Source organism: Amycolatopsis sp. NPDC114478 (assembly GCF_055633805.1).
Genome location: NZ_JBVKDO010000002.1, coordinates 359,950 through 385,440 on the forward strand (window position 1 = coordinate 359,950; position 25,491 = coordinate 385,440).

Sequence of the window (25,491 nt, forward strand, 5' to 3'; positions counted from 1 at the left end):
CGGACCGGCCGCTATCGGGTGAGCCGGGAGCTTTCACTCAGTGGACGTGCACCGGCTCCCACTCGGGAAACAGGTCCGGCCCGGTTTCCTCACCCAGGCAGCCGTCCAGGGCCTTCAGGAGTGCTTCCCCCGCCAGATCGACGCCGATGAACACCAGCTCCTGCCGCGGTTCCGCGGCCACCCCGTGCGGCTCGAACCGGGCCACCGCGCCGGCCTGCGACCACAGCCCGGTCACCCCGGGCCGGGACGCCAGCGCGAAGAACCCCTTGGACCGCAACACGGTCCCGAACTCGCCCGAGTCCAGCCGCCGCGTCACGAAGTCCCACAGCGCCGCCGGGTCGAACGCCCGCGACGCTCGGAAGACGACGCTGGAGATCCCGTACTCCTCGGTCTCCGGCACGTGGTCCCCGTTCAGCTCGGCCACCCACCCCGGCGCCTCCTGGGCCCGTTCGGCGTCGTAGCGGCCGGTGCCGAAGACCCGGTCGAGGGGCACCCTCCCGAAGCTGCCGGTGACGACGTCCGCGGCGGGGTTGAGCCGCCGCAGCGTCGCCACCAGGCCGTCGATGTCCGGGACGAGGTCCGTCTTGTTGAGCAGCAGGACGTCCGCGAACTCGACCTGGTCGACCAGCAGGTCGCTGACCGTCCGTTCGTCGCCCTCGTACTGGTCGAGCCGGCGCTCCACGAGGGAGTCGCCGGCCGCCAGCTCGCGGGCGAAGTTCGCCGCGTCCACCACCGTGACCATCGTGTCGAGGTGGGCGACGGCGTCCAGGAAGGTGAACGTCGCCGCCACCGGCATCGGCTCGGAGATCCCGCTCGACTCGATCAGCACGTGGTCGAAGCGGCCGTCCGAGCAGAGCGCCGCCACCTCTTCGAGGAGGTCCTCCCGCAGGGTGCAGCAGATGCACCCGTTGGTCAGCTCGACGAGGCGCTCCTGCGAGCGCACCAGCGCCGCGTCGATGTTGACCTCGCTCATGTCGTTGACGATCACCGCGACCCGCAGCCCCGCCCGGTTGGCGAGGATGTGGTTGAGCAGCGTCGTCTTGCCCGCGCCGAGGAAGCCGGACAGCACCGTGACCGGGACGGTCACGAGTGGAAGTGCCGCATCAGCCGGCGCGGAACCAGCTGGACCTCGCCGTCGACCTTGATCGGCACCAGGTCCGGCACCGCCGCCTTCCACTGCGATCGCCGGGAACGCGTGTTGCTGCGCGACTTCTTCCGCTTGGGGACGGCCATCAGCGCGTCCCCCGCTTCCCGTAGCGGCGGTGGAACTTCTCGACCTGGCCGGCGCTGTCCATGATCCGCTGGGTGCCGGTCCAGAACGGGTGCGACGACGAGCTGATGTCGACCAGCACGAGCGGGTAGGTCACGCCGTCGGACCACTCGATCGTCTTGTCGGAGGTGATGGTGGAGCGGGTCAGGAACGCGTCGCCGGTGGACGAGTCCTTGAACACCACGGGGTGGTAATCGGGGTGGATTCCGGTCTTCACTGGTCTTCCTTTCGGTTCGCCGCGGTCGCGTCGTGCCGCGCCGGGTCGGGCTCGGTGTCCTCGCACGGTTCTTCGTGCCAGTCGCCGAACGGGTCGGGGTAGCGCGCCCACGCCTCGGGTCCTGCCGCGAGTTCCTCTTCGGTCAGTAGAGCGCCGCGCAGGGCCGCGTCGATCTCGTCGGGCGTTGTCTGGTCCGTCACCACGACGAGCTCCTGCGCGCGGTCGCCGTGCACCGGGTGCCAGCGCAGGGACGCCAGCGTGCGGCGCTCGGGGGAGACGTCCGTCCACTCCGGACCGTCCGGCGCGGCGAGCCACGGCCCGGCGTGGCCGATGCCCAGGCCGCCGCCCGCCGACTCGATCCAGAACGCGACGTCGGGCTGGCTCGCCACCCACGCGCGCCCACGGGTCCGGACGACGCCGTCGAGGAGGACGTCCAGGGCGTCGTGCAGGCGCTCGGGGTGGAACGGGCGCTGCGCGGTGAAGGTGACCAGCCCGATGCCGCAGTCGACGTGCACCGGCGGTTCGCCGCGCAGGAGAGCGCCGTGCATGTCGGTGACCTCGCCGCGGCGGGCGTCCGGCGGTACGGCGTCGAGCACGCTGTGCCCGTCGATCCGGCTCAGCTCGACCCGGGGTACCGACGGCGCGACCCGGTCGAGGACCGCCGACGCCTTCGCCGCGGTCCACGCGTCGGGTGCCGCGCCGGCCAGCACCAGCACGTCGGCGAACTCGACCTGCGAGAGCGCCACCTGGGCGACCGTGCGTTCGTCCTCCGGGCTGGCCTGCAGGTTCCGCTCGGCCAGGACGTCGTCGCCGGTCGCGTCGGCGAGGAAGGCCGCGCAGTCGACGACGGTGAGCACCGCGCGCAGGTCGACGTCGTCGCTCACCGGGTGGTCGCCGACCAGGACGGTGCGGATCGCCCAGCTCACCGGCTCCGGCTCCATGGCCTCGTCGAGCCGGACGACGATCCGGCGCACCTGCGGCAGCCGGGCCAGGTGCCGCAGCAGGGGGAGCAGGTCTTCGCGCAGCGTGCAGGACACGCAGCCGTGCGCCAGTTCGAGCACGGTCAGCTGGTCGCGCTGCCCGAGCCGGAGCCGGCGGCGGACGACGCCGGAGTGGATCTCGCGCAGGTCGTGGTGGACGACGGCCGTGCCGGGCGCGGCACCGCGCAGCAGCTCGGCCAGTTCGGCGTTCGGGCCCGGGGCGAGGCCGCTCACGAGGATGAGCGGGACGCGGGAATCAGGGGTCACGGGTGCTCCAGGAATACGGGCGGGGTACGGTGCGTCAGAGTAAATGAAAACGACAACCACTATCAACTCGGGAGGTCTCGTGTCCGCCGTGTGCCAGGTCACCGGCCGCAAGCCGGGCTACGGCAAGCGGGTCTCGCACTCGCACCGCCGCACGTCCCGGCGCTGGGAGCCGAACCTGCAGAACCGCCGGTACTTCGTGCCGGGCGAGGGGCGCTGGGTACGCCTGCGCGTCTCCGCCAAGGGCATGAAGACGATCGACAAGCGGGGCATCGAGGCCGTCGTGGCCGAACTGAAGGCAAGGGGAGTGAAGCTGTAATGGCGAAGAGCACCGACGTCCGCCCGGTCATCAAGCTGCGGTCCACCGCGGGCACCGGCTACACGTACGTCACGAAGAAGAACCGGCGGAACGACCCCGACCGGATGGTCCTGCGCAAGTACGACCCGGTCGCGCGCGAGCACGTCGAGTTCAAGGAAGAGCGCTGATGGCCAAGAAGTCCAAGATCGCGAAGAACGAGCAGCGGAAGGTGGTCGCGGCGCGGTACGTCGCCCGGCGCCGCGAGCTCAAGGCCGTCATCGCGTCGCCGGCGTCGTCGCCGGGTGAGAAGGCCGAGGCGGTGGTCGCGCTGCAGAAGCTGCCGCGCGACGCGAGCCCGACGCGCATCCGCAACCGCGACGCCGCCGACGGGCGTCCGCGCGGGTACCTGCGGAAGTTCGGGTTGTCGCGGGTCAAGGTGCGCCAGGCCGCGCACCGCGGCGAGCTCCCCGGCGTCACGAAGTCGAGCTGGTGAGCCGGGTGCCGAAGCCGAACCGGGACCGCCCGGCCAAGCGCAAGGTGAACCTGTTGCGCGCCAACAAGGTCACCCACGTCGACTGGAAGGACGTCGAGCTGCTGCGGAAGTTCATCTCCGACCGGGGCAAGATCCGCGCCCGCCGCGTGACGGGGTTGACCCCGCAGCAACAGAAGCAGGTCGCGACGGCGATCAAGAACGCGCGGGAGATGGCCCTGCTGCCGTACCCGTCCGCGGGACGCGCGAGCTGACGGCGTCACGCCACCCGGGAGGTTCTCCGGGTGGCGTGACCCACGCTGGGCTGGCGCGCGGGTGAACCGTCAATAAACTCCCGCCCATGGACGACCCGCACTACCTCTCCGGCCTCCAGCTCACCGGCCGCCGCGTTGTCATGTTCGGCGGCGGCAGCGTGGCCCAGCGGCGGCTGCCCCGGCTGATCAGCGCGGGGGCGCGCATCGAGCTGGTGTCGCCGCACACGACGCCGTCGGTGCAGGGGATGGTGGACGCGGGCGAGCTGGTCTGGCACGAGCGCGGTTACGCCGAGGGTGACCTGAAGGACGCTTGGTACGCCCTGGCCTGCACGAACGACCCGGACGTCAACGCGGCGATCTGCGCCGAGGCCGAGCGTGAGCGCGTGTTCTGCGTCCGCGCCGACGAGGGCGAGTCCGGTTCGGCGGTGACCCCGGCGTCCGGCCGGCACGGCGGCCTGCTGTTCGGCGTCCTGTCCGGCGGCGAGCCGCTGCGTTCGGGGGCGGTCCGCGACTCGATGCTCGACGGCCTGCACAACGGCACGATCGAAGACGGCCGCCAGCCGCACCCCGAGGGCACCCTGCCCGGGGTGGCCCTGGTCGGCGGCGGCCCGGGCGACCCGGAGCTGATCACGGTCCGCGGCCGCCGGCTGCTCTCGCGCGCCGACGTCGTCGTGGTCGACCGCCTGGGGCCGCGCGAGCTGCTCGACGAGCTCGCGCCCGAGGTCGAGGTCGTGGACGCGGCGAAGATCCCCTACGGCCGCGCGGCCAGCCAGGACGTCATCAACCAGACCCTGATCGAGAAGGCCAAGGAGGGCAAGTTCGTGGTCCGCCTCAAGGGCGGCGACCCGTACCTGTTCGGCCGCGGCTTCGAAGAGGTGCTGGCCTGCGCCGAGGCGGGCGTCCCGGTGACGATGGTCCCGGGCATCACGAGCGCGTTCGCGGTCCCGGCGGTGGCGGACGTCCCGGTGACCCACCGCGGCGTGGCGCACGAGGTGGTGGTGGTCTCCGGCCACGTCGCCCCGGGCGACGACCGGTCCCTGGTGGACTGGGACCTGCTGGCCCGCATGCGCGGCACGATCGTGCTGATGATGGGCGTGGAGCGGCTGCCGCAGTTCGCGAAGGCCCTGCTGGACGGCGGCCGCCCGGCGGAAACCCCGGTGGCGATCATCGAGGACGGCACGATGCGCACCCAGCGGACACTGCGGTCCACATTGGACACGGTGGTCACGGACGCGGCGGCCTCGGGTGTCCGGCCCCCGGCGATCATCGTGATCGGCCCGGTGGCGGGCCTGGCGCCGGTTCAGGCTTCGTAGCAGCTCGCGGCGAAGTCCCGGATCGCGTCGGACAGGCGGGTCGGGTCCAGCCTCAGCTCGACCGGGCTGCGCGCCTGGACGAACTCCGCTTCCGGCATGTCCACGGCCAACGTGTCCGCGTCGCCGAACGGGTGGATCGGGTCGCCCTGGTGGCCGATCACCAGCGCCCGCGTCGTGATCTTGCGGCGCACCGACTTCGGCGGTGCGATCCGGCCGAACAGCACCCCGTGCAGCAACGCCGCCATCGGGGCGGGACGCTGCGAGAGCGTGTCCGTCACGACGTCGACCCACTGGTTGCCGTGCGGGACCAGGGACGCCACCAGCGCCACCGCCTGGACCGTCACCGGCAGGAACCGGGCCGCCATCAGCAGCGGCGCGAACGTGATCAGGCCCGCCACGATCGCGTTGTCCAGCACCGGCATCTCGACGATCAGCCCGCGCACCCGCGACGCATCCTGGACCGCGACCTCCAGCGAGACGTTCGCACCCAGGGACGTCCCGCCGATGACCGCCGACGAGACCTCGAGGTGGTCCAGCAGCGCCAGGGTCTGCTCCGCGAACGACGGCATCGAGTAGAGCCACGACTCGGTCGGCCGGTCGGAGTCGCCGTGGCCGAGGAGGTCGAGCGTGACCACCCGGAACCCGGCGCGGGCCAGCCGGCGCGCGAGGGGCGCGTGCATCCGGCGGGTCAGCATGATGCCGTGGGTGAGCACGACGACGCGGTCGCCACTGCCGAACTCCGTGTACCAGAGCCGGTGCCCTTCGTGCTCGAACGAGCCGGTCAGCTCGATCGGGCGGGACGCCCGCCGGACGGGCGTGGAAGGGGGTTCGGGTTCGATCGCGGTCGCGCTGCTGGCCGGGCTCATGTCCCACCGTCCTCCCCGGGTCGTGCCGCACCTCTGTTCAGGAAAGCATCCCCTGACCACGTTGGCACGGTGACACTCGCGTCAATTGACAGCGCGCCAATGGCGGGCCGTCGCGGGCATGGGTCAAGATGACCCCATGACCGCTACAGCTGACAGCTTGCCCGACCTCGTCTCGCTGAAGGTCGACGTCGCCGGCCCCGTGGCCGAAGTGACGCTCCTCGGCCCGTCGAAGGGCAACGCGATGGGCCCGGACTTCTGGCGCGAGCTGCCCCTGGTGTTCCGCGCGCTGGACGCGGACCCGCAGGTCAGGGCCGTCGTGCTGACCGGCAGTGGCAAGCACTTCTCGTACGGCCTCGACCTGCCGGCGATGATGGGCGACTGGGCGCCGATGCTCGGCGGCGACAACCTCGCCGGCCCGCGGACGGCCTTCCTCGACCAGGTCCGGTCGCTGCAGGCGGCGGTCAGCTCGATCGCGGAATGCCGCAAACCGGTCGTAGCGGCCGTGTCGGGCTGGTGCATCGGCGGCGGGGTCGACGTCGTCGCGGCCGCGGACATCCGTCTGGCCAGCGCGGACGCCAAGTTCAGCGTCCGCGAGGTGCGCGTCGCCATCGTGGCCGACCTCGGCAGCCTCCAGCGGCTCGCCTCGATCGTCGGCGAGGGACACCTGCGGGAGCTCGCGCTGACCGGCAAGGACATCGACGCCGCGCGCGCCGAGAAGATCGGCCTCGTCAACGACGTCTACCCCGACCAGGACGCGCTGCTCGAGGCGGCGCGGGAACTCGCCGGGGCGATCGCTGCGAACCCGCCGCTCGTGGTGCAGGGTACGAAGCAGGTACTGGCGACGAACACCGAGCGCCAGGTCGCCGACGGCCTCCGGTACGTCGCGGCGTGGAACTCGGCGTTCCTGCCCAGCAAGGACCTCGGCGAGGCGGTCCAGGCGTTCCTGGAGCGTCGCCCGCCGGAGTTCAAGGGCGAATGACGGAGGAGGCACTGTGACCGCTTCGGAAGTCCACCACGCGTTCCGCGTCGCGAGGGACTACCTGCTGACCCACCGCGAGGACTACGAGACCGCCTACCGCGACTTCGCCTGGCCGTCGCTCGACGAGTTCAACTGGGCGATCGACTGGTTCGACGTCGTCGCCCACGACCCGGACAACGCCGAGCGGTACGCGCTGTGGATCGTCGAAGAGGACGGCACCGAGAACCGCTGGACCTACCCGGAGATGTCCGGCCGGTCCAACCAGGTCGCCAACTGGCTGCGGGGTCTCGGCGTCCGCCGCGGCGACCGGCTGATCCTCATGCTGGGCAACCAGGGCGAGCTGTGGGAGACCATCCTCGCCGCGATCAAGCTCGGCGCGGTGATCATCCCGGCGTCGACCCTGCTCGGGCCGGCCGACCTGACCGACCGCGTGGAGCGCGGCGCGGCCAAGCACGTCGTGGTCCGGTCGGTGGACGCGCCGAAGTTCGCGGACGTCGGCGGCGACTACACGCGGATCGCCGTCGGGGAGCCGGTCGAGGGCTGGCAGCAGTACTCGGCCGCGTTCGCGGAGTCCCCGGAGTTCGCCCCGGACGGCCCGACGAAGGCCGGCGACCCGCTGTTGCTGTACTTCACCTCCGGCACGACGGCGAAGCCGAAGCTGGTGCAGCACACCCACGTCTCGTACCCGGTCGGTCACCTGTCCACGATGTACTGGATCGGGCTGGAACCGGGCGACGTCCACCTGAACATCTCCTCGCCCGGCTGGGCGAAGCACGCGTGGAGCAACTTCTTCGCTCCCTTCAACGCCGAAGCGACGGTGTTCCTCTACAACTACAACCGCTTCGACGCGGGCGCGCTGATGGCCCAGATGGATCGCTGCGGCGTCAGCAGCTTCTGCGCGCCGCCCACGGTGTGGCGGATGCTCATCCAGGCCGACCTGACCGCGCTCAAGACGCCGCCGAAGAAGGTCGTCGGCGCGGGGGAGCCGCTCAACCCCGAAGTGATCGAGCAGGTCCAGAAGTCGTGGGGCGTCACCATCCGCGACGGCTTCGGCCAGACCGAGAGCAGCGTCCAGATCGCGAACACGCCGGGCCAGGACGTCGTGCCCGGCTCGATGGGCCGCCCGCTGCCCGGGTTCGTGGTGGCGCTGGTCGACCCGGTCAGCGGCGAGCGCGCGTCCGAGGGCGAGATCTGCCTCGACCTGCAGCACCGCCCGGTCGGCCTGATGACCGGCTACGCCGACGACGACGAGCGCACGGCGGCCGCGTTCGCGAACGGCTTCTACCACACCGGTGACGTCGGTTCGATCGACGAACGCGGCTACATCACCTACGTCGGGCGCACGGACGACGTGTTCAAGGCGTCGGACTACCGGATCTCGCCGTTCGAGCTGGAGAGCGTGCTGATCGAGCACGAGGCCGTGGCGGAGGCCGCGGTGGTCCCGGCTCCCGACCCGATCCGGCTCGCGGTGCCCAAGGCGTACGTCGTGCTGGCTTCGGGGCACGAACCGACCGCGGAGACGGCGAAGGCGATCCTCGCGTACTGCCGCGAGCACCTGGCGCCCTACAAGCGCATCCGGCGGCTCGAGTTCGCGGAGCTGCCGAAGACGATCTCCGGCAAGATCCGCCGCGTCGAGCTGCGGGGCCGCGAGAACGACCCGAAGCGCGCCGAGGGCACCGAGTTCCGCGAAGAGGACTTCCCGGACCTCAAGGGCTGACCCGCCGGTCAGCCGCGGGTGCCCTCGATCTGCCGGCCGTCCTCGGTCGAGCACGCCGTCACCGGGTCATTCGCGCCGCTGCCGCACGTCCACTCGCCGAGGACGACCGGGCCCGGGCCGTCGGCGGAGGACGCCTCGGCCGGGGTCAGCTTCGCGAAGTAGTCCTTCAGCAGCTGGGTCGCCGCGGCGCAGTCGACCTTGCCGTGCGCGACGACGGCCGTCTTCGCGCCGCCTGCGCCGGTGACGTCGCCGCACGGCACGCCCGGAGCCGTCGACGCGGCCGCGGCAGCCGCGGCCGGGACCGCCGCCGGAGAAGAGGACGAAGGAGCGGCGGGCGCCGGGTCACCGCCGCCGCAGCCGGCCAGGACGGCGGTCGCGGCGACGAGCAGCAGGGGGTAGGCGAGTGTCTTCATGGGCCCTTCAAGAGCGGGAACGGATCGGGAGGGGTCACTCGGAGGGCACGACGGCGGCGAACACCGTCTGCTCGCCCTTGGTGCAGGTGGTGCCGCCCTGGGCGGCCGGCGGCCCGGACGTGCACAGCCAGCCGTCGACGGTCTCGTTCACCGCGTCGTTCGACCCGGCGCCTTGGCGCCCGGCGATCTTGCGGTGGAAGTCGCCGACGAGCTTCGTCGCCGCGGCGCAGCTGACGCCGGCCGAGCCGCTGTCGAACACGTAGAGCGTCAGCCCGCTGGCGGCCGTCACCGTGCCGCAGGACCCCGGCACCGACGGCGGCGCGCCGGCCGGCTTCGTCACCGGTGCGGGCGCGGACGAGCTGCCGTCGGCGGGCGGCGGCGGGGGAGCGGTCGTCGAGGACGCCGGAGCCGCCGAAGTCGTGACGGCCGCGGACGACGGCGGCGCCGGCGCGGCGGGCTCGGCGGAGCAGGCCGCGAGCGCGGGCACGGCGAGGCAGGCGGCGAGCAACGGCCGCCACGTCCTCGTGGTGGTCGGGTGGGGCACCGCGATCGTTCCTCCCCGGTCAGGCTGGCCCGGTCATTCTGGCCCACCGGGCCGGGGCACCGTGGGCCGACTCGCCCACAGGTGTGCGGCAGATTACTCCAGCCGGGTGGCGGCGCGGTCCGGTGGCCGCCGGAAGAATGTCCACAATGGACGGTTAACATTCCGTTCACGCTCCGAAACCTCACGCTGCCATCAAGAATCGATCGGTCTAATTCCGGCCGCGTCGGTTAACAATCCGGCTCCGCGCGCCGAAGATCTTGGTGGAGGCCGAAGAGCTTCCCGTCCCCGACGCCCGTCCCGAGCCCGTGAGAGCGATGAACGCCGACGCTGTGACCAGCCCCGAACCCAGCACCGACGAGACCACCGGCCCGTCCGGCCCGCCGACCGTCCCCAGCAGCGTCGTCTGGTGCTGCGGCCGCCCGTACGTCCTGGAGGCGCGCCCCGGCCGCGCCCGCTGGATGGGCACCGACTACCGGGGCCGCCCCGAGGCGCTGAGCAGCGCCGAACTGCAGCGGCGCGGCTGGAGCCACCGCCGCGCGTGCTGACTACGCTGGCCGGGTGAGCACCGCCGCACCCGAACCCGCCGCTCAGGCGGGCGCCGCCGAGCCGTCCCTGCTGAAGCAGGCGTTCAACGTCCCCAACATGCTGTCGCTGCTGCGGCTAGCCGGCGTCCCGGTGTTCCTGTGGCTGCTGCTGGGGCCGGAGGAGGACGGCTGGGCGCTCGCGCTGCTGGTGTTCAGCGCGCTGACCGACTGGCTCGACGGCAAGCTGGCCCGCTGGCTCAACCAGATGTCCCGGCTGGGCCAGCTCCTCGACCCGGCGGCCGACCGGCTCTACATCCTCGCGACGCTGATCGCGTTCCTGGTCCGCGGCATCATCCCCTGGTGGGTCGTGGTGCCGCTGGTGCTGCGTGAAGCGGTGCTGGGGGTGTGCGTGGTGGTGCTGCGCCGCCGCGGTTTCGCCCCGCCGGAGGTGACCTACATCGGCAAGGGCGCGACGTTCGTGCTGATGTACGCGTTCCCGTTCCTGCTGCTCGCCCAGGGTGGCTCGGACATCGCGGCGGTGGCGCGGCCGATCGGCTACGCGTTCACCATCTGGGGTGCGGTCCTCTACGTGTGGTCCGGTGTCCTTTACGTGGTCCAGGCGCGCAACGCCCTGCGCGGCGCCGCGTCGCCGGAGGGCTGAACGCCACCGCTTACCGCGCGAGCCGGCTCGTCCCCGCGCCACGGCCCGCCCGCGCCGCTGCCGGGCGGTCTGGTTCCGGCCTGCTGTGGACGGGCTTCCCGGGCGCGGCGGCTCGTTCCGCCGGCTTTGGTCGGTTGCCGGGTGGCCGGGTGGGCCCGTGCCTCGATCGCTCGAGCCCGCCGCCGGCGGCCCGGTGCCGGCCCGCCACGCGGCGACCTCCCCGGCGCGCCGCCCGTCCCCGCCGGCCGATCCCGCGACTGAGCGCGACCTTTTTCCCGGCCCGTGCCGGGCGGCTGCGCCGTGTGGGTGTAAGACTTCGCGCAGCACGTTTCGCCAGTGAGGGCATGAAAGGGGACCGGCGGTGTCCGCTCCTGAAGAGCTTCGCTACACCGAGGAACACGAGTGGGTCGCCACCCGCGGCGAGGACACCCTCGTCCGCATCGGCATCACCGAGTACGCGCAGGACCAGCTCGGCGACGTTGTCTTCGTCGACCTGCCCGAGGTCGGCCGCCAGGTGAGCGCGGGCGACGTCTTCGGCGAGGTCGAGTCGACCAAGAGCGTTTCCGAGCTGTTCGCGCCGGTCGACGGCGAGGTCGTGGCCGTGAACGACGCCGTCGCCGACTCGCCCGAGCTGATCAACAGCGACCCCTACGGCGAGGGCTGGCTGATCGAGATCCGGCTCGACGACCCGGCGGGCCTGGAAGCCCTGCTCGAAGCCGAGGCGTACGACGCCCTGACCAAGGGCTGAAGCCCGCTCCCACCCGGTCGGACCAGCACTGCGCCGGTTCGGGGAGCCGGGGCTCGGAGAATCGATCAGGCACGGTACGTTGGCAGCTACACGTTCTTGAGTACTAGGCAACACAGCATGTGTGGAGGAGAGCTCAGGTGAGCACGAACGACGGGCCCGGCGGCGTTCCCCCGGAGCAGTCTCCGGAGCGGACCTCTGTCTTCCGGGCCGACTTCCTGGCCGAAGCCGAAGGCCACGAGTCCGCCCCGGCCGCGGAAGCACCGGTCCAGGGCGTCGACGCCCTGCCGCCGGGTTCCGCCCTGCTGGTCGTGAAGCGCGGGCCCAACGCGGGTTCGCGCTTCCTGCTCGACCGCGACACCACCAGCGCCGGACGGCACCCGGACAGCGACATCTTCCTGGACGACGTCACGGTCTCCCGCCGGCACGCCGAATTCCGGCGTGAGGGCGGCGAGTTCGTCGTCATCGACGTCGGCAGCCTCAACGGCACCTACGTCAACCGCGAGCCGGTCGACCAGGCCGTCCTCGCGGGCGGCGACGAGGTGCAGATCGGCAAGTTCCGCCTGGTCTTCCTGACCGGCCCGGGTCACGGGGGCCAGGGGGCGCAGTGACGGCGGCCGGGCGGCCACAGAACCACGGGTTGAGCATCGGGGCGGTCCTCGCGCAGCTGCGCGGGGACTTCCCCGATGTCACCATCTCCAAGATCCGGTTCCTCGAAGCGGAAGGCCTGGTCACCCCGGGCCGGACGCCTTCGGGCTACCGGCAGTTCGCCGCGGCGGACGTGGAGCGCCTGCGGTTCGTCCTGGCCGCCCAGCGGGACCACTACCTCCCGTTGAAGGTCATCAAGGAGCAGCTGGACGCGGCGGACTCGGGAGCCGAGCCCACCGCGGCCCTGCCCCGCCCGCCGCGCCGGCTGGTGCCGATCGACGCCCCGGCGGAGAACGTCGGCCTGCCCGTGGCGGAGGACTTCGCCACCGGCAAGGAGCTGCGCCTGACCCAGGAGGAGCTCCTGGAGCAGTCCGGCATCGACGCCGCCACGCTGACCGAGCTGCAGCAGTACGGCTTGGTCCGGCCGGGCACCGCCGGGTTCTTCGACCCGGACGCGGTCCTGGTCGCGCGGACGGTGAAGGCGATGACCGAATTCGGTATCGAGCCGAGACACCTGCGTGCCTTCCGCGCCGCGGCCGACCGCGAGGTCGGGTTGCTGGAGCAGATCGTGACCCCGGTGTATCGGCACCGTGACCCGGAAGCGAAGTCCAGGGCCGACGAGGTGGTCCGGGAGGTCGCGGCACTGTCCGTGACCCTCCACACGCTCCTCGTCAAGGCGGGAATCCGCGGCGTCACGGGGTGTTGATCCGTAACGGGGCGGTGAGATCCTCTTTGCGGTCCCATGTCAATGACTGAATGTTCGGTGCCGCATGCCGTACCGTGAGGGCAAGGGTTTGCGGCAGGCGAACCGAGATAGTCTCGACAGCGAGCACAGTGCGGGGATGACGGGTAGCGTCGGCAGTGACGGCGCCCGGCCGAACCAGCGCCTGCGCCCGCGTGCACGAGAGGGAGGCGAAGCCCGATGAGCGAGATGCGCGTCGTCGGTGTGCGGGTCGAGCTGCCCGCGAATCAGCCGATCTTGTTGCTGCGGGAGACCGAGGGTGAACGGTACCTGCCGATCTGGATCGGCTCGGTCGAAGCGACCGCCATCGCCTTGGAGCAACAGGGAGTCCGGCCGGCTCGTCCGCTCACGCATGACCTGCTGAAAGAGGTCATCGGGGCGCTCGGCCGGGAGCTGGAGCAGGTCGTCATCACCGACCTCAAGGAAGGCACGTTCTTTGCGGAACTGGTCTTCGACGGCGACATCCGGGTGTCCGCCCGGCCGAGCGACTCGGTCGCGCTGGCCCTGCGGATCGGCGTCCCCATCCACGCCGTGGACGCGGTGCTGGAAGAGGCGGGCCTGATCATCCCGGACGAGCAGGAGGACGAGGTCGAGAAGTTCCGCGAGTTCCTCGACTCCGTTTCGCCCGAAGACTTCCGGGGTGCGGACACGTGAGAACTTGCCTTGACGCGGACGTCAACGTCTAGCGTCGGGGGCATGCGGATCGGAGAGCTTGCGCAGCGCACGGGTGTCACCACCCGTGCGCTGCGGTTTTACGAGGCCCAGGGTCTCCTGGCGGCCCGTCGCGCGGCGAACGGCTACCGCGAGTACGACGAGGAAGACCTGCAGCTGGTCAAGGAGATCCAGACCCTGCAGACGGTCGGCCTGACCCTCGAGGAGACCCGCCCGTTCGTCGAGTGCCTGCGCAGCGGCCACGAAACCGGCGACTCCTGCCTGAGTTCCATCGAGGTCTACCGCCGCAAGCTCGAAGAAGCCGACGCGCTTCTCGCGCGCCTCGGCGGCATCCGCGGCGAACTGGCGGCGAAGCTCGCCGGCGCGCTCGCCCGGCAAGCGCCCGATCCGTGTGTCGTGCCCACGTCCCCGCGCTCGTGAAGGAGCCCGTCATGTCCGAAAACACCACAGTCGGTGAAGTCACCGACGCCACGTTCGCGGAGGTCGTCGGCAGCGACGTCCCGGTGCTGGTCGAGTTCTGGGCCACCTGGTGCGGCCCCTGCCGGATGGTCGGCCCGGTGCTCGAGCAGCTGGCCGCCGAGCGGGCCGGGAGCCTCGCCGTCCGCAAGATCAACGCCGACGAGAACCCCGAGACCACCCGCTCCTATCAGGTCATGTCCCTGCCGACGATGATCCTCTTCCGCGGCGGCGAGCCGGTCGAGACGATCGTCGGCGCGTTCCCCAAGGCCCGCATCGAAGACCGCCTCGACCGGGCGCTCACGGCGCCGTCGCTTTGACGAAGGTGTCCGCCACCTCGCGGCCGTAGTCCTCCAGGTCGAGCGCCGGGTCGGCCGCGTACGCCGCGGCCACCCCGTCGATCGCCTGCGCGACGGACATCGCCATCACCTCGGGCGTGAACTGCCCGAACACTCCCTCGGCCTGCCCCTGCTTCAGCTGCCGGGCGAGGCCGTGCACGCGCATGTCGTCGACCAGCACCTTCGTCATCGACCAGCCGTCGGCGTCGTCCGCGTTGGCCGACAGCTCGGCCAGCACGCGGACGCACTCCGGGTACGCGCGCAGGAACGCGATCGACGTCTCGATGTGGGCCCGCAGGTAGCCGGCCCGGTCGGCCGGGTCCAGCCCGCCGCCGGTGCGCTCCTTCAGGAACTCGTTCTTCGTCTCGACCACCGCGCTCAGCACGGCCTGCATCAGGCCGGCCTTGTTCGTGAAGTGGTAGGAGATCAGCCGGGTGCTGCTGAGCCCGGCGCGCTCCTTGATCTTGGCGAACGTCGTCTTGCGGTGCCCGAGGTCGGCGAGGACGCCGATGGTCGCCCCGATGATCTGGGCGCGGCGGGCCGCCTCGGTGCCGCTGAGCCCCAGTTCCGCCATGAGGTCGGTGTTTACTCGCATGAATAAAATTTACTCGGCTGAGTAAAACGGCGCAAGAGGTTTGAACCACGGCTCCCGGGGTACGGCGAACGGTGCAAAGGCTCAGCCGACCGTTGAGGCTTGCCGCGCGTCGCGTTGACCGGCACTGTCCGGGCGCTTACCGTCGGAGGAGGTAAATCGCCACGGTGTGATTCACGGTCTGGGGCCGGACCGTGGCGGTTGATCTCCGGCGGGTCCCGCTCCTGGGACCGTCCGGCTGTCATTCGCCGGCCGCCTGGTCGGGCGAGGGGAGGCTTGCGTGGTCGAGGCTGGTTCCGAGAAGCAGCCTGTTGAGGTCGCGGCTGGCGAGCAGGGTGAACTGTTCCCCGACGACTCGCTGCCGGACGAGCTGGTGGGCTACCGCGGCCCGGCCGCGTGCCAGATCGCCGGGATCACCTACCGCCAGCTCGACTACTGGGCCCGGACGAAGCTGGTCGCACCCAGCATCCGCACCGCCCACGGCTCCGGCTCGCAGCGGCTGTACTCGTTCAAGGACATCCTGGTCCTCAAGGTCGTCAAGCGGCTGCTGGACACCGGGGTCTCCCTGCAGAACATCCGCGTCGCCGTCGACCACCTGCGCGTCCGCGGGGTCCGCGACCTCGCGCGCGTGACGCTGTTCTCCGACGGCACCACCGTCTACGAGTGCACCTCGCCGGAGGAGATCGTCGATCTGCTCCAGGGCGGCCAAGGCGTCTTCGGCATCGCGGTCAGCGGCGCCATGCAGGAAATCAGCGGCACCATCCACGAGTTCCCGGCCGAACGCGCCGACGGCGGTGTCGTCGAGACCCACCAGCCGGACGAGCTGACCCAGCGCCGCAACGCCCGCCGGACCGGGTGATCACCGCTGCGGCGGACGGAGTAAGGTTCTCCGTGCGGTCGACGAATCCGCGCGGGAGAGTCCGAGCCTCATATTGAGCTCGGCGCCGAAGGAGCAAGTCCTCCCCGGAACCTCTCAGGCACCCTGGACCGCGCGGACGAGACGCCTCTGGAAAGCGGGTCGTCAGGACACAACCTGATGGCCCCGCCGACGGTGCAAGCCCGGCTCAACCTCGGGCGAAACTCTCAGGCGCCCCTCGGGGTACGGACAGAGTGGGGAGGGTACGGCACGGGGCTCGCAGGCTCGCCCCTCGCCTTCCTGGTGTTTTGTGGGGGTGCAACCCCCACACCCCGCCCGGGGGCTCCGCCCCCGGACCCCCGTCGTGGTCACCTTCCGTTCTAGAGTCGGGTTGGCAGATACCGCCGTTCGGAGGAGGCCCTCGTGGACTTTTCGCTCGCCTCTCTCGAGCAGGGTGTTCCCTTCGCCGACCGGCACATCGGGCCCGGCCCCGCCGAACTCCGCCGGATCCTCGACGTCATCGGCGTCGCTTCTCTCGACGAGCTCTCCGAGCGTGCCGTTCCCGAGTCGCTCCGGCGGTCCGCGCAGCCGCTCGAACTGCCGCCCGCCGCCACCGAAGGCCAGGCGCTCGCCGAGCTCCGCGCGCTCGCCGGCCGCAACCGGTCCATGGCGCAGATGATCGGCCTCGGCTACCACGACACCGTCACCCCGCCCGTCATCCGGCGGAACGTGCTCGAGAACCCCGCCTGGTACACCGCCTACACGCCCTACCAGCCGGAAATCTCCCAAGGCCGGCTCGAAGCGCTGCTCAACTTCCAGACCATGGTCTCGGACCTGACCGGCCTGCCGGTCGCCAACGCCTCGATGCTCGACGAAGCCACCGCGGCCGCCGAGGCCATGACGCTCGTGCGCCGAGCGGGCAAAGCGTCCTCGAACCGGTTCGTCGTCGACCAGGACACCCTCCCGCAGACCCTCGCCGTGCTCCGGACCCGCGCCGAGCCGCTCGGCATCGACCTGGTTGTCGAAGATCTTTCGCAGGGGCTGACCGGCCTCGGGCTCGGCGGCGACTTCTTCGGCATCCTGCTGGCGTACCCCGGCGCGTCCGGCGCGGTGCGCGAGCTGGACCTGACGATCGCCGACGCGAAGAAGCACGGTGCCGCCGTGATCGTCGCCGCCGACCCGCTCGCCCTGACCCTGCTCCGGCCGCCCGGCGAACTCGGCGCCGACGTCGCCGTCGGGTCGACCCAGCGCTTCGGCGTCCCGCTCGGCTTCGGCGGCCCGCACGCCGCCTACCTCGCCGTCCGCAAGGGCCTCGAGCGGCAGCTGCCGGGCCGGCTGGTCGGCGTCTCGAAGGACGCCGACGGCGCACCCGCGTACCGGCTCGCCCTGCAGACCCGGGAACAGCACATCCGCCGCGAGAAGGCGACGTCGAACATCTGCACCGCCCAGGTCCTGCTCGCGGTGATGGCGTCGATGTACGCCGTGTACCACGGGCCCGACGGGCTGCGCGGGATCGCGCTGCGCGCCCACCGGATGGCCACCGTGCTCGCCGCCGGCCTGGCCGAGGGCGGCGTCGACGTCGTGCACGGCGAATTCTTCGACACCGTGACCGCGGCGGTGCCCGGGCGCGCGGACGCGGTCGTCGAGGCGGCCCGCGACCTCGGCGTCAACCTCCGGTGGGTCGACGACGACCACGTCGGCGTCGCCTGCGACGAGACGACGACCCGGGACCGGCTTTCCCGCGTGTGGAAGGCGTTCGGCGTCTCGGTGTCCGATGTGGACGGTCTCGACGCGGACACCGCGGACGCGCTCCCGGCGCCGCTGCGGCGCACGAGCGACTTCCTCACCCACCCGGTGTTCCACGCCCACCGTTCGGAAACCGCGCTGCTGCGCTACCTGCGGCAGCTGGCCGACAAGGACGTCGCGCTCGACCGGAGCATGATCCCGCTCGGCTCGTGCACCATGAAGCTCAACGCCACCGCGGAGATGGAACCCATCACCTGGCCGGAGTTCGCCGGGCTGCACCCGTTCGCCCCCGCCGAGGACGCCGCCGGTCTCCTGGAGGTGGTCGCCGACCTGGGCGCGTGGCTCGCGCGGATCACCGGCTACGACACGGTCTCCCTGCAGCCCAACGCGGGCAGCCAAGGCGAGTTCGCCGGGCTGCTGGCCATCCGCGCCTACCACCGGTCGCGCGGTGAGGGCGAGCGGGACGTCTGCCTGATCCCGGCGAGCGCGCACGGCACGAACGCGGCGAGCGCGGTGATGGCCGGCATGCGCGTGGTCGTCGTCCGCTGCGACGACGACGGCAACATCGACCTCGGCCACCTGCGGTCCACTGTGGACGACCACCGCGCGGACCTGGCCGCGATCATGATCACCTACCCGTCGACGCACGGGGTCTACGAGGACACCGTCGGCGAGGTGTGCGCGCTGGTGCACGACGCGGGCGGGCAGGTGTACGTCGACGGTGCCAACCTCAACGCGCTGATCGGCGTGGCCCAGTACGGCCGCTTCGGCGCCGACGTCTCGCACCTCAACCTGCACAAGACGTTCTGCATCCCGCACGGCGGCGGCGGACCCGGCGTCGGGCCGATCGGGGTCCGCGCGCACCTGGCGCCGTTCCTGCCGAACCACCCGCTGCAGCCGGCGGCCGGCCCGGTGACCGGGGTCGGGCCGGTGAGCGCGGCGCCGTGGGGGAGCGCGTCGATCCTGCCGATCTCGTGGGCGTACGTCCGGATGATGGGTGCGGAGGGCCTGCGCCGCGCGACGCTCGTGGCGGTGGCAAACGCCAACTACGTCGCTCGCCGCCTGGGGGACCACTTCCCGGTGCTGTACGCGGGCCACGGCGGGCTCGTCGCGCACGAGTGCATCCTCGACCTGCGGCCGCTGACGAAGGCGACCGGCGTGACGGTCGACGACGTGGCCAAGCGCCTGGCGGACTACGGCCTCCACGCGCCGACGATGTCGTTCCCGGTGGCGGGCACGCTGATGGTGGAGCCGACGGAGAGCGAAGACCTGGCCGAGCTGGACCGCTTCTGCGACGCGATGATCGCGATCCGCGCGGAGATCGACCGGGTCGCGGCGGGGGAGTGGGCACTGGCGGAGTCCCCGCTGCGGCAGGCCCCGCACACTGCGCGCTGCGTCGCGGGCGAGTGGGACCGGCCGTACAGCCGGGAGGTAGCGGTGTTCCCGGCGGGCCCGCCGGCGGCGAAGATCTGGCCCCCGGTCCGCCGCATCGACGGCGCGGCCGGCGACCGCAACCTGATCTGCTCCTGCCCGCCCCCGGAGGCGTTCGCCTAGCGCGTGGGTACGCGGGAACCGCACAGGTGCGCGGGGTAGGTTGGCGGCCATGTCGAGTGCGCACGCTCCTGATCGAACGTCCGTCGTCGTGACCGGTGGCAGCGGCTTCATCGGCCGGGCCGTCGTGCGCGCCTTCCTCGATCGGGGTGTCCCGGTCACTGTCGTGGACCGCGTCCCTTTCCCGTACGCCGAGAACGGTGTCCGCGTCGTGACCGGCGACCTGCGCGAGGCCGCCGTCCGCGAGGAGGCCGTGACGCCGGAGACCGTCGGGATCGTGCACCTCGCCGCGCTGACGTCGGTGCTGAAGTCGGTCGAGCTGCCCGAAGACACCTTCGCCGACAACGTCCTGGTCACCCAGGAACTGCTCGAACTCGCCCGCCGCCACGAAGTCCCGAAGTTCCTGCTCGCCTCGACCAACGCGGTGATCGGCAACGTCGGCTCGGCAACGATCACCCCGGACCTGCCGCCGCGGCCGCTGACGCCGTACGGCGCCACCAAAGCGGCGTGCGAAATGCTGCTCTCGGGCTACGCCGGCGCGTACGGCATGACCACGTGTGCGTTGCGGTTCACCAACGTCTACGGTCCGGGAATGTCCCACAAGGACAGTTTCGTGCCGCGCATGATGCGCGCCGCGCTGACCGGCACCGGCGTCAAGGTCTACGGCGACGGCCGCCAGCGCCGCGACCTCGTGCACGTCGACGACGTCGTCCGCGCGATCCTGCTGGCCCTCGACAGCGGCTACTCGGGCCGGGCGATCGTCGGCGCCGGGCGGTCGGTCTCCGTGCTGGAGATGGTCGACGCCGTGCGCGAGGTGACCGGCGCCGAGCTGCCGGTCGAACACGTCGACGCGCCGGCGGGCGAGATGCCCGCGGTGGTCGTCGACGTTTCGGCGAGCGCCGGGACCATCGGCTTCCGGCCGGAGGTCTCGCTCACCGACGGCCTGGCCACGGCGTGGAAGTACTTCTCCGGTCTCGACCGTCCAAACGCGACACCGTGACGGCTTTCCTCAAGCGCCACTGGCCGCTGCTCCTGCTCCTCGTCCCGGCGATCGTGCTCCGGGTGCTGACCTGGCTGGCGTACAAACCCGCGCTGCTGTACATCGATTCGTTCCGCTACATCGACAACCTGCACGCGCTGCGCGCCGACCAGCTCGACCCGATCGGCTACGACCTCGTGCTGCGCCCGCTGCTCGCCGTCGGCGGCCTCGCGTGGGTCACGGCCGTCCAGCACGTCGGCGGGCTCCTCGTCGCGGTCGGCCTGTACGCGCTGGTCCTGCGCCTCGGCGGCCGCCCGTGGGTCGGCGCGCTCGCCGCCGTGCCCGTGCTGCTCGACGCCTACCAGCTGCAGATCGAGCAGAACCTCATGTCCGAGGTCGTCTTCGAGGCGGTGCTGCTCGGGCTCCTGTGGCTGCTGCTGGGCTGGGGCACGCCGGGCTGGAAACGCGCCGGCGTCGCGGGTCTGCTGCTCGGCTTCGGCGTGCTGACGCGGCTCGTCGGGATCTCCCTGGCGGTGCCGCTGCTGGTGTTCCTGGTCGTCGCCGGGGGAGCGTGGCGGCACTGGGCGGGCTGGCGCCGGGCGGGGGCCGGCGTGCTGGGCCTGCTCGTCGTGCTCGTGCCGTACTCGGCGCGGGTGCACTCGGAGACCGGCAAGTGGGGGCTGACCGGGCCGTCCGGGAACATGCTCTACGGCCGCACCGCCGCCGTCGCCGACTGCGCGAACCTCCACCTCTCGCCCGAGCTGCAGGTGTTCTGCCCGGCCGAGCCGCGCGAGACGCGGCTGGTGGACAACTACACCCACGCCGACCTCGACCCGAACTGGCCGGGCCCGCTGCCGCCGGGCGCGGACAAAGCCGCGCTGGCGCACGAATTCGCCGTCGACGTCCTGAAGGAGCAGCCCGGCGACGTCGCCGACGCGATCCTGAAGGACTTCGCGAAGAGCTTCGCCTGGACGCGTGAGCAGGACCCGACCGACGTCCCGCTGGACCGGTGGCAGTTCCAGCTCACCTACCCGCAGTGGGCCGACCAGTCGCTGATCGACCTGGTCACGCAGCAGAACGACGGCGTGAACGCCGGTGTCGACCAGCCACTGGCCAAGATCCTTCGCGACTACCAGCTCGGCGGCGGGTACGTCTCCGGCGGGGTGCTCGGCATCGGTGCGATCCTGGGCCTGCTCACGGTGTTCCGCCGCAAGAGGCCCCTGGACCGGGCGCGCGCGGGCGCGCTGCTGGCGGCGTCGAGCGGGCTGGTCCTGCTCTTCGTCTCGGCCGTGTTCCAGTTCTCCTGGCGCTACCAGATCCCCGCCCTGGTGCTGCTGCCCGTGGCCGGCGCGCTCGGCTTCACCACCTTGACCTCGGCCAGCCGGAAACGGCTCGCCGCGTTCCCCGACGACGTCGACACCGGCGCCCTGGACGACTTCCGCGGCCGGCACCCCGAGCTGAAGCTGGCGCCGCTGACCGTCGTCATCGCCGCCTACAACGAAGCCGGCGGCATCGGCGAAGTCCTGGAGAAGATGCCGGACGAGTGCCTGGGCATGCGCGTGGACGTGCTCGTCGTCGTCGACGGCGGCACCGACGACACCGCGGCCATCGCCGAGGAGCACGGCGCGTACGTGTGCGTCGCGCCCCGCAACCGCGGCCAGGGTGCCGCGTTGCGCCTGGGCTACCACCTCGCGGCGGAGGCCGGAGCCGAGTACGTCGTGACGACCGACGCCGATGGCCAATACGACAACAGCGAGCTGGAAGCCCTGGTCAGTCCGGTCGTCGACGGCACCGCGGACTTCGTCACCGGGTCCCGGCGGCTCGGGCACGAGGAGGCCGACAGCCGCGTCCGGTGGCTGGGCGTGCGCGTGTTCGCCGTGCTGGCGTCGGTGCTGACCGCGCGGCGGATCACCGACACGTCGTTCGGCTTCCGCGCGATGCGGGCGGAGCTGGCCTGCTCGGTCCCGCTCAACGAGCCGCAGTACCAGTCGTCGGAGCTCATGCTGGGCGTGACCGCGCGCGGTGCCCGGGTCCTCGAGCTGCCGATGAGCATGCGGCTGCGCAAGGCGGGCAAGAGCAAGAAGGGCGGCAGCCTCGTCTACGGCGCGAACTACGCCCGCGTCATGACGGGGACGTGGTGGCGGGGGTACGTGCTGCGCCGCGGCCGAACACGAGCCGGTCGAGCAGCGTGAACTTCACGACGAACACCAGCGCGTAACTGGCCACGTATGCGCCGTCGACGAGCACGACCCACCATAGGTGCGGCAGGTTCAGCGGCGTCAGGAGCGAGCCGGCGAGGGTCGTCAGGCCGATCGAGGCGAGCCCGCCGAGCCCGATGACGACCAGGTAGGGCAGCAGTTCGCGGCGCACGCGCGGGCGTCCGGTGCGGCCCCACACCCAGCGGCGGGTGACCAGGAAGTTCAGCACCGCGCCGGCCGCCCAGGCGAGCGTGCTCGCAAGGGCCGCGGCGCCGCCGGTGGCGAGCACGGCGAGCAGGACGACCTGGCTGAGGACCGTGGCGGCGACGGACGTCGCGGCGGCGCGCGCGAGGCGGGCCCAGCCGCGGCGGCGGGTCTTGTCCGCTGTGCGGGGCCGCACGCCGTTGGTTACGGTCGTCATGCCCCCATCCTCCCCGTGGGCCGGTCGCGCCGCCGTCCGACCCCCCTACGCATAGGAGATTCACAGCCTATTGACAGGTCTTCATCAGCACTTGATCGATAGCGTCGGGGGGCGTAAACGAGCAGGAAAGGCGGCACAATGCGAGTGCTGGTTCTCGGCGGCGACGGATATCTGGGCTGGCCGACCGCGCTTCACCTATCGGACAAAGGCCATCAGGTAGCCGTTCTCGACAATTTCGCCCGCCGCGGTTACGACGCCGAACTCGGCGTCGAAAGCCTCGTCCCGATCGAATCCCTCGCCGACCGGATCGCCGCGTGGGAAGAGGTCTCGGGACGCACGATCGCCAGCTACGAAGGCGACCTGCTCGACGCGGAGTTCCTGTTCGGCGCGGTGCGCGACTTCGGGCCCGACGCGGTGGTGCACTACGCGGAGCAGCGTTCGGCGCCGTACTCGATGATCGACCGCGAGCACGCGGTGTACACCCAGCACAACAACGTGATCGGCACCTTGAACCTGCTCTACGCGATCGCGGAGATCGACCCGGCGATCCACTTGGTCAAACTGGGGACGATGGGCGAATACGGCACGCCGAACGTCGACATCGAAGAAGGCTGGCTGGACCTCGAGCACAACGGGCGTTCCGACCGGGTGCTGTTCCCGAAGCGGCCCGGGTCGTTCTACCACCTGACCAAGGTGCACGATTCGCACAACATCGAATTCACGTGCCGCGCGTGGGGGCTGCGGGCCACGGACCTCAACCAGGGCATCGTGTACGGCCAGCAGACGCCGCAGACCGCGGCCGACCCGCGGCTGGCGACCCGCTTCGACTACGACGCGGTGTTCGGCACGGTGCTCAACCGGTTCGTCATCCAGGCGGTGCTGGGGCAGCCGCTGACGGTGTACGGCAAGGGCTCCCAGACGCGCGGCCTGATCGACATCCGCGACACCGTCGAATGCATCCGGCTCGCCGTGGAGAACCCGGCCGGGGCGGGGGAGTTCCGCGTGTTCAACCAGATGACCGAGAGCATGTCGGTGGCCGCGATCGCCGACCTCGTCGCCGACCGGTTCCCCGGGCCGGTGCAGATCGAGCAGCTGGAGAACCCGCGCACCGAGGCGCCGGAGCACTACTACAACGTGAAGCACACCGGGCTGGTCGGGCTGGGGCTGGAGCCGCACCTGCTGTCGGACACGCTGATCGAGTCGATGTTCGACATCGTCGGCGCCAACAAGCACCGCGTGAACCCGGAAAAGCTGCGCCCGACGGTGCGCTGGCGGGGCGCGCTGAAGGGCTAGCGGGTACGGGTGGCGTGCGGGCTCCCCTGCCCGGGAGCCCGCACGTCGTTTTCAGCCGGGCAGCTTGTCCAGGAAGCCGTGCACCCGGGCGATCTTGCCGTCTTCGAGCTCGACGACGTCGAACCCGATGGCGATGGGCTCGTCGGCCCCGGGCGCGCCGAGGTACCACTGGAACCGCGCGAGGTCGTGGTGGGCATCCGGGTCGGCGGGCAGGCTGAAGGTGAGGCCGGCGAACTGCTGCTGCGCCCCGCCGATGAACTGGTCGATCCCGTCGTGTCCGGTGACGGCCCCGAGCGGGTCGGTGTAGCCGGCGCCGGCGGTGAAGACGTCGGCGATGAGGGCCCGCCGGTTGTCACCGTCGGTCTCGTTCCAGACGGCGATGTACTGCTCGACGAGGGTGCGGACGTCGGTCATGAGGTGCTCCTTCGGTTGGGGGACAACGGTTTCGTCGTCGTCCGGTGCTGGGACCGACTTTGGCGGACGAGCGGCGGTCCGTCGATTACGCGCGAGGTAATGCCGCGGCGGCGGTCGAGGCGGTCGCCGGCATTACCCCCGAAGTAATGGCAGCGGCCCCGTGATGGCCGTAGCGTCGCTCGCGTGACGACCACAGTGCAGGCGACCACCGTGCAGGCGGCCGCGCGGCAGCGGCCGGTCGGGAAGCTGCTGCGGGAATGGCGCGACCGGCGCCGGATCAGCCAGCTCGACCTCGCGATCTCCGCGGACATCTCCACCCGCCACCTCAGCTTCGTCGAAACCGGGCGCTCGCAGCCGAGCCGGGACATGGTGCTGCGCCTCGGCGAGCACCTCGACGTCCCGCTGCGCGAGCGCAACCGGCTCCTGCTCGCCGCCGGGTACGCGCCCGCCTACACCGAGAACGCATTGGGGGACCCGGACATGACCGCCGTCCGGCAGGCCGTGCGGCAGCTGCTCGCGAGCCACGAGCCGTACCCGGCCGCCGTCGTCGACCGGAACTGGGACCTCGTCGACGCCAACGCGGCCATCGGCCTGTTCGTCGCGGGGATCCCGGCCGAGCTGACCACCAACGTGCTGCGCGCGACCCTGCACCCCGACGGCATGGCCCCGCACGTGCTCAACCTGGGGGAGTGGCGCGCCCACCTGCTGGGCCGGCTGCGCCGCCAGGTCGGCCAGACCGGCGACCCCGGCCTGGCCGAGCTCCTCGCCGAGCTGCGCGGCTACCCGTGCGACCAGCCCGTGCCCGAGGTGGAGGTCCCCGGACCGGGTGACATCTTCGTCCCGCTGAAGTTCCGCCACGAGGGCACCGACCTCACGTTCTTCAGCACGGTGGCCACGTTCGGCACGCCGTTGGACGTCACGGTCGCGGAGCTGGTGATCGAGGCGTTCTTCCCCGCGGACGCGGCGACGGCCGAGTACCTGCGCGAGCGGGGCGCCGCGGTGGAATGATGGGGAACACCCGCGCAGCATCCGACGTGAGGATCACCGGCA

31 protein-coding genes and 1 riboswitch are annotated in these 25,491 nt (G+C 71.5%); of the genes, 21 read left to right on the forward strand and 10 right to left on the reverse strand.

The window, feature by feature from the left end:
- Window positions 1–37: 37 nt before the first annotated feature.
- From ACZ7OH_RS06275 to mrf, 4 genes are read right to left on the reverse strand one after another with little or no spacing between them, the layout of a single operon-like run.
- Window positions 38–1,087, reverse strand: a complete 1,050-nt coding sequence (locus ACZ7OH_RS06275) for a GTP-binding protein (protein ID WP_470279879.1) — start codon at window positions 1,085–1,087, stop codon at window positions 38–40.
- Window positions 1,084–1,233: a 50S ribosomal protein L32 gene (rpmF, locus tag ACZ7OH_RS06280; protein ID WP_155549868.1), complete on the reverse strand. Its 150-nt coding sequence runs from the start codon at window positions 1,231–1,233 to the stop codon at window positions 1,084–1,086. The genes ACZ7OH_RS06275 and rpmF overlap by 4 nt, the downstream gene beginning before the upstream one ends.
- Complete coding sequence (locus tag ACZ7OH_RS06285; RefSeq protein WP_470279880.1) at window positions 1,233–1,487, reverse strand: type B 50S ribosomal protein L31; 255 nt, start codon at window positions 1,485–1,487, stop codon at window positions 1,233–1,235. Before ACZ7OH_RS06285 ends, rpmF begins: the two co-directional genes overlap by 1 nt.
- Window positions 1,484–2,734 (reverse strand): ribosome hibernation factor-recruiting GTPase MRF, encoded by a 1,251-nt coding sequence (gene mrf, locus ACZ7OH_RS06290; protein ID WP_470279881.1) that lies wholly within the window; start codon window positions 2,732–2,734, stop codon window positions 1,484–1,486. The genes ACZ7OH_RS06285 and mrf overlap by 4 nt, the downstream gene beginning before the upstream one ends.
- A gap of 79 nt (window positions 2,735–2,813) precedes the next feature.
- On the opposite strand from mrf, the gene rpmB reads away from it, so the two are divergent.
- The 5 genes from rpmB to cobA all read left to right on the forward strand — a co-directional run bounded on the left by rpmB (window position 2,814) and on the right by cobA (window position 5,086).
- Window positions 2,814–3,050 (forward strand): 50S ribosomal protein L28, encoded by a 237-nt coding sequence (rpmB, locus tag ACZ7OH_RS06295; protein ID WP_451972410.1) that lies wholly within the window; start codon window positions 2,814–2,816, stop codon window positions 3,048–3,050.
- Window positions 3,050–3,217 (forward strand): 50S ribosomal protein L33, encoded by a 168-nt coding sequence (rpmG, locus tag ACZ7OH_RS06300; protein WP_285996476.1) that lies wholly within the window; start codon window positions 3,050–3,052, stop codon window positions 3,215–3,217. The genes rpmB and rpmG overlap by 1 nt, the downstream gene beginning before the upstream one ends.
- On the forward strand, window positions 3,217–3,522 hold the full coding sequence (gene rpsN, locus ACZ7OH_RS06305) for a 30S ribosomal protein S14 (RefSeq protein ID WP_400907580.1): 306 nt from the start codon (window positions 3,217–3,219) through the stop codon (window positions 3,520–3,522). The genes rpmG and rpsN overlap by 1 nt, the downstream gene beginning before the upstream one ends.
- Window positions 3,519–3,773: a 30S ribosomal protein S18 gene (gene rpsR, locus ACZ7OH_RS06310; protein WP_470279882.1), complete on the forward strand. Its 255-nt coding sequence runs from the start codon at window positions 3,519–3,521 to the stop codon at window positions 3,771–3,773. Before rpsN ends, rpsR begins: the two co-directional genes overlap by 4 nt.
- 86 nt (window positions 3,774–3,859) lie before the next feature.
- Complete coding sequence (cobA, locus tag ACZ7OH_RS06315; protein ID WP_470279883.1) at window positions 3,860–5,086, forward strand: uroporphyrinogen-III C-methyltransferase; 1,227 nt, start codon at window positions 3,860–3,862, stop codon at window positions 5,084–5,086.
- On the opposite strand, the gene ACZ7OH_RS06320 is transcribed toward cobA, so the two are convergent.
- Window positions 5,074–5,952: an alpha/beta fold hydrolase gene (locus tag ACZ7OH_RS06320; protein WP_470279884.1), complete on the reverse strand. Its 879-nt coding sequence runs from the start codon at window positions 5,950–5,952 to the stop codon at window positions 5,074–5,076. The genes cobA and ACZ7OH_RS06320 overlap by 13 nt on opposite strands.
- A 136-nt stretch (window positions 5,953–6,088) precedes the next feature.
- On the opposite strand from ACZ7OH_RS06320, the gene ACZ7OH_RS06325 reads away from it, so the two are divergent.
- Both ACZ7OH_RS06325 and ACZ7OH_RS06330 read left to right on the forward strand, forming a co-directional pair.
- A complete protein-coding gene (locus ACZ7OH_RS06325) occupies window positions 6,089–6,931 on the forward strand; it encodes a crotonase/enoyl-CoA hydratase family protein (RefSeq protein ID WP_470279885.1) in 843 nt (280 codons plus the stop codon).
- Window positions 6,932–6,944: 13 nt separating this feature from the next.
- Window positions 6,945–8,648, forward strand: a complete 1,704-nt coding sequence (locus ACZ7OH_RS06330) for an AMP-binding protein (RefSeq protein WP_470279886.1) — start codon at window positions 6,945–6,947, stop codon at window positions 8,646–8,648.
- Between the two features lie 8 nt (window positions 8,649–8,656).
- Here the strand turns inward: ACZ7OH_RS06330 and ACZ7OH_RS06335 are convergent, their stop codons facing one another.
- Entirely contained in the window at window positions 8,657–9,061 is a 405-nt protein-coding gene (locus ACZ7OH_RS06335) for a hypothetical protein (protein ID WP_470279887.1), read from the reverse strand.
- Window positions 9,062–9,095: 34 nt separating this feature from the next.
- On the reverse strand, window positions 9,096–9,605 hold the full coding sequence (locus ACZ7OH_RS06340; RefSeq protein WP_470279888.1) for a hypothetical protein: 510 nt from the start codon (window positions 9,603–9,605) through the stop codon (window positions 9,096–9,098).
- A gap of 314 nt (window positions 9,606–9,919) precedes the next feature.
- Between ACZ7OH_RS06340 and ACZ7OH_RS06345 the strand changes: the two genes are divergently transcribed.
- The 8 genes from ACZ7OH_RS06345 to trxA all read left to right on the forward strand — a co-directional run bounded on the left by ACZ7OH_RS06345 (window position 9,920) and on the right by trxA (window position 14,373).
- Window positions 9,920–10,150, forward strand: coding sequence for a hypothetical protein (locus ACZ7OH_RS06345; protein WP_470279889.1), 231 nt, complete (start codon window positions 9,920–9,922; stop codon window positions 10,148–10,150).
- A 13-nt stretch (window positions 10,151–10,163) separates the two neighbouring features.
- The gene (locus ACZ7OH_RS06350) at window positions 10,164–10,790 is read left to right on the forward strand and encodes a cardiolipin synthase ClsA (RefSeq protein ID WP_470279890.1); all 627 of its coding nucleotides are present in this window, start codon (window positions 10,164–10,166) and stop codon (window positions 10,788–10,790) included.
- A gap of 361 nt (window positions 10,791–11,151) precedes the next feature.
- A complete protein-coding gene (gene gcvH, locus ACZ7OH_RS06355) occupies window positions 11,152–11,538 on the forward strand; it encodes a glycine cleavage system protein GcvH (RefSeq protein ID WP_086679382.1) in 387 nt (128 codons plus the stop codon).
- A 137-nt stretch (window positions 11,539–11,675) separates the two neighbouring features.
- Window positions 11,676–12,146: a glycogen accumulation regulator GarA gene (garA, locus tag ACZ7OH_RS06360; RefSeq protein WP_072478754.1), complete on the forward strand. Its 471-nt coding sequence runs from the start codon at window positions 11,676–11,678 to the stop codon at window positions 12,144–12,146.
- Window positions 12,143–12,889: a transcriptional regulator FtsR gene (ftsR, locus tag ACZ7OH_RS06365; protein ID WP_470279891.1), complete on the forward strand. Its 747-nt coding sequence runs from the start codon at window positions 12,143–12,145 to the stop codon at window positions 12,887–12,889. The genes garA and ftsR overlap by 4 nt, the downstream gene beginning before the upstream one ends.
- Window positions 12,890–13,105: 216 nt before the next feature.
- On the forward strand, window positions 13,106–13,579 hold the full coding sequence (locus tag ACZ7OH_RS06370) for a bifunctional nuclease family protein (protein WP_009078856.1): 474 nt from the start codon (window positions 13,106–13,108) through the stop codon (window positions 13,577–13,579).
- Window positions 13,580–13,621: 42 nt separating this feature from the next.
- Complete coding sequence (locus ACZ7OH_RS06375) at window positions 13,622–14,017, forward strand: MerR family transcriptional regulator (protein ID WP_470279892.1); 396 nt, start codon at window positions 13,622–13,624, stop codon at window positions 14,015–14,017.
- 11 nt (window positions 14,018–14,028) lie between these two features.
- Window positions 14,029–14,373: a thioredoxin gene (trxA, locus tag ACZ7OH_RS06380; RefSeq protein WP_470279893.1), complete on the forward strand. Its 345-nt coding sequence runs from the start codon at window positions 14,029–14,031 to the stop codon at window positions 14,371–14,373.
- On the opposite strand, the gene ACZ7OH_RS06385 is transcribed toward trxA, so the two are convergent.
- A complete protein-coding gene (locus ACZ7OH_RS06385) occupies window positions 14,354–14,986 on the reverse strand; it encodes a TetR/AcrR family transcriptional regulator (protein WP_470279894.1) in 633 nt (210 codons plus the stop codon). The two genes, trxA and ACZ7OH_RS06385, sit on opposite strands and share 20 nt — an antisense overlap.
- Before the next feature lie 277 nt (window positions 14,987–15,263).
- Here ACZ7OH_RS06385 and ACZ7OH_RS06390 point away from each other — a divergent pair, with 277 nt between their 5' ends.
- The 4 genes from ACZ7OH_RS06390 to ACZ7OH_RS06405 all read left to right on the forward strand — a co-directional run bounded on the left by ACZ7OH_RS06390 (window position 15,264) and on the right by ACZ7OH_RS06405 (window position 22,307).
- Window positions 15,264–15,842 carry a MerR family transcriptional regulator gene (locus ACZ7OH_RS06390; RefSeq protein ID WP_400907540.1) on the forward strand — a complete coding sequence of 193 codons (579 nt, stop codon included), beginning with the start codon at window positions 15,264–15,266 and terminating at the stop codon, window positions 15,840–15,842.
- A gap of 42 nt (window positions 15,843–15,884) precedes the next feature.
- Window positions 15,885–15,983, forward strand: a riboswitch (glycine riboswitch).
- Window positions 15,984–16,262: 279 nt separating this feature from the next.
- Complete coding sequence (gene gcvP / locus ACZ7OH_RS06395) at window positions 16,263–19,139, forward strand: aminomethyl-transferring glycine dehydrogenase (RefSeq protein WP_470279895.1); 2,877 nt, start codon at window positions 16,263–16,265, stop codon at window positions 19,137–19,139.
- Between the two features lie 49 nt (window positions 19,140–19,188).
- Complete coding sequence (locus ACZ7OH_RS06400) at window positions 19,189–20,136, forward strand: NAD-dependent epimerase/dehydratase family protein (protein WP_470279896.1); 948 nt, start codon at window positions 19,189–19,191, stop codon at window positions 20,134–20,136.
- A complete protein-coding gene (locus ACZ7OH_RS06405) occupies window positions 20,133–22,307 on the forward strand; it encodes a glycosyltransferase family 2 protein (RefSeq protein ID WP_470279897.1) in 2,175 nt (724 codons plus the stop codon). Before ACZ7OH_RS06400 ends, ACZ7OH_RS06405 begins: the two co-directional genes overlap by 4 nt.
- On the opposite strand, the gene ACZ7OH_RS06410 is transcribed toward ACZ7OH_RS06405, so the two are convergent.
- A complete protein-coding gene (locus ACZ7OH_RS06410) occupies window positions 22,237–22,734 on the reverse strand; it encodes a GtrA family protein (protein ID WP_470279898.1) in 498 nt (165 codons plus the stop codon). The two genes, ACZ7OH_RS06405 and ACZ7OH_RS06410, sit on opposite strands and share 71 nt — an antisense overlap.
- A 138-nt stretch (window positions 22,735–22,872) precedes the next feature.
- On the opposite strand from ACZ7OH_RS06410, the gene ACZ7OH_RS06415 reads away from it, so the two are divergent.
- Window positions 22,873–24,027: an NAD-dependent epimerase/dehydratase family protein gene (locus ACZ7OH_RS06415; RefSeq protein ID WP_470279899.1), complete on the forward strand. Its 1,155-nt coding sequence runs from the start codon at window positions 22,873–22,875 to the stop codon at window positions 24,025–24,027.
- A 51-nt stretch (window positions 24,028–24,078) separates the two neighbouring features.
- On the opposite strand, the gene ACZ7OH_RS06420 is transcribed toward ACZ7OH_RS06415, so the two are convergent.
- Window positions 24,079–24,441: a nuclear transport factor 2 family protein gene (locus tag ACZ7OH_RS06420; RefSeq protein ID WP_470279900.1), complete on the reverse strand. Its 363-nt coding sequence runs from the start codon at window positions 24,439–24,441 to the stop codon at window positions 24,079–24,081.
- A gap of 183 nt (window positions 24,442–24,624) precedes the next feature.
- Here ACZ7OH_RS06420 and ACZ7OH_RS06425 point away from each other — a divergent pair, with 183 nt between their 5' ends.
- Window positions 24,625–25,449: a helix-turn-helix domain-containing protein gene (locus ACZ7OH_RS06425; RefSeq protein ID WP_470279901.1), complete on the forward strand. Its 825-nt coding sequence runs from the start codon at window positions 24,625–24,627 to the stop codon at window positions 25,447–25,449.
- Window positions 25,450–25,491 lie beyond the last annotated feature (42 nt).

What these genes read in the sequence shown, in the direction of transcription:
- rpmF (WP_155549868.1), bottom strand. Translation starts at nt 1,233, where the DNA reads ATGGCCGTCCCCAAGCGGAAGAAGTCGCGCAGCAACACGCGTTCCCGG.
- rpmG (WP_285996476.1), top strand. Translation starts at nt 3,050, where the DNA reads ATGGCGAAGAGCACCGACGTCCGCCCGGTCATCAAGCTGCGGTCCACC.
- rpsN (WP_400907580.1), top strand. Translation starts at nt 3,217, where the DNA reads ATGGCCAAGAAGTCCAAGATCGCGAAGAACGAGCAGCGGAAGGTGGTC.
- cobA (WP_470279883.1), top strand. Translation starts at nt 3,860, where the DNA reads ATGGACGACCCGCACTACCTCTCCGGCCTCCAGCTCACCGGCCGCCGC.
- ACZ7OH_RS06320 (WP_470279884.1), bottom strand. Translation starts at nt 5,952, where the DNA reads ATGAGCCCGGCCAGCAGCGCGACCGCGATCGAACCCGAACCCCCTTCC.
- ACZ7OH_RS06325 (WP_470279885.1), top strand. Translation starts at nt 6,089, where the DNA reads ATGACCGCTACAGCTGACAGCTTGCCCGACCTCGTCTCGCTGAAGGTC.
- ACZ7OH_RS06335 (WP_470279887.1), bottom strand. Translation starts at nt 9,061, where the DNA reads ATGAAGACACTCGCCTACCCCCTGCTGCTCGTCGCCGCGACCGCCGTC.
- ACZ7OH_RS06345 (WP_470279889.1), top strand. Translation starts at nt 9,920, where the DNA reads ATGAACGCCGACGCTGTGACCAGCCCCGAACCCAGCACCGACGAGACC.
- ACZ7OH_RS06370 (WP_009078856.1), top strand. Translation starts at nt 13,106, where the DNA reads ATGAGCGAGATGCGCGTCGTCGGTGTGCGGGTCGAGCTGCCCGCGAAT.
- ACZ7OH_RS06375 (WP_470279892.1), top strand. Translation starts at nt 13,622, where the DNA reads ATGCGGATCGGAGAGCTTGCGCAGCGCACGGGTGTCACCACCCGTGCG.
- trxA (WP_470279893.1), top strand. Translation starts at nt 14,029, where the DNA reads ATGTCCGAAAACACCACAGTCGGTGAAGTCACCGACGCCACGTTCGCG.
- ACZ7OH_RS06385 (WP_470279894.1), bottom strand. Translation starts at nt 14,986, where the DNA reads ATGCGAGTAAACACCGACCTCATGGCGGAACTGGGGCTCAGCGGCACC.
- ACZ7OH_RS06400 (WP_470279896.1), top strand. Translation starts at nt 19,189, where the DNA reads ATGTCGAGTGCGCACGCTCCTGATCGAACGTCCGTCGTCGTGACCGGT.
- ACZ7OH_RS06410 (WP_470279898.1), bottom strand. Translation starts at nt 22,734, where the DNA reads ATGACGACCGTAACCAACGGCGTGCGGCCCCGCACAGCGGACAAGACC.
- ACZ7OH_RS06415 (WP_470279899.1), top strand. Translation starts at nt 22,873, where the DNA reads ATGCGAGTGCTGGTTCTCGGCGGCGACGGATATCTGGGCTGGCCGACC.
- ACZ7OH_RS06420 (WP_470279900.1), bottom strand. Translation starts at nt 24,441, where the DNA reads ATGACCGACGTCCGCACCCTCGTCGAGCAGTACATCGCCGTCTGGAAC.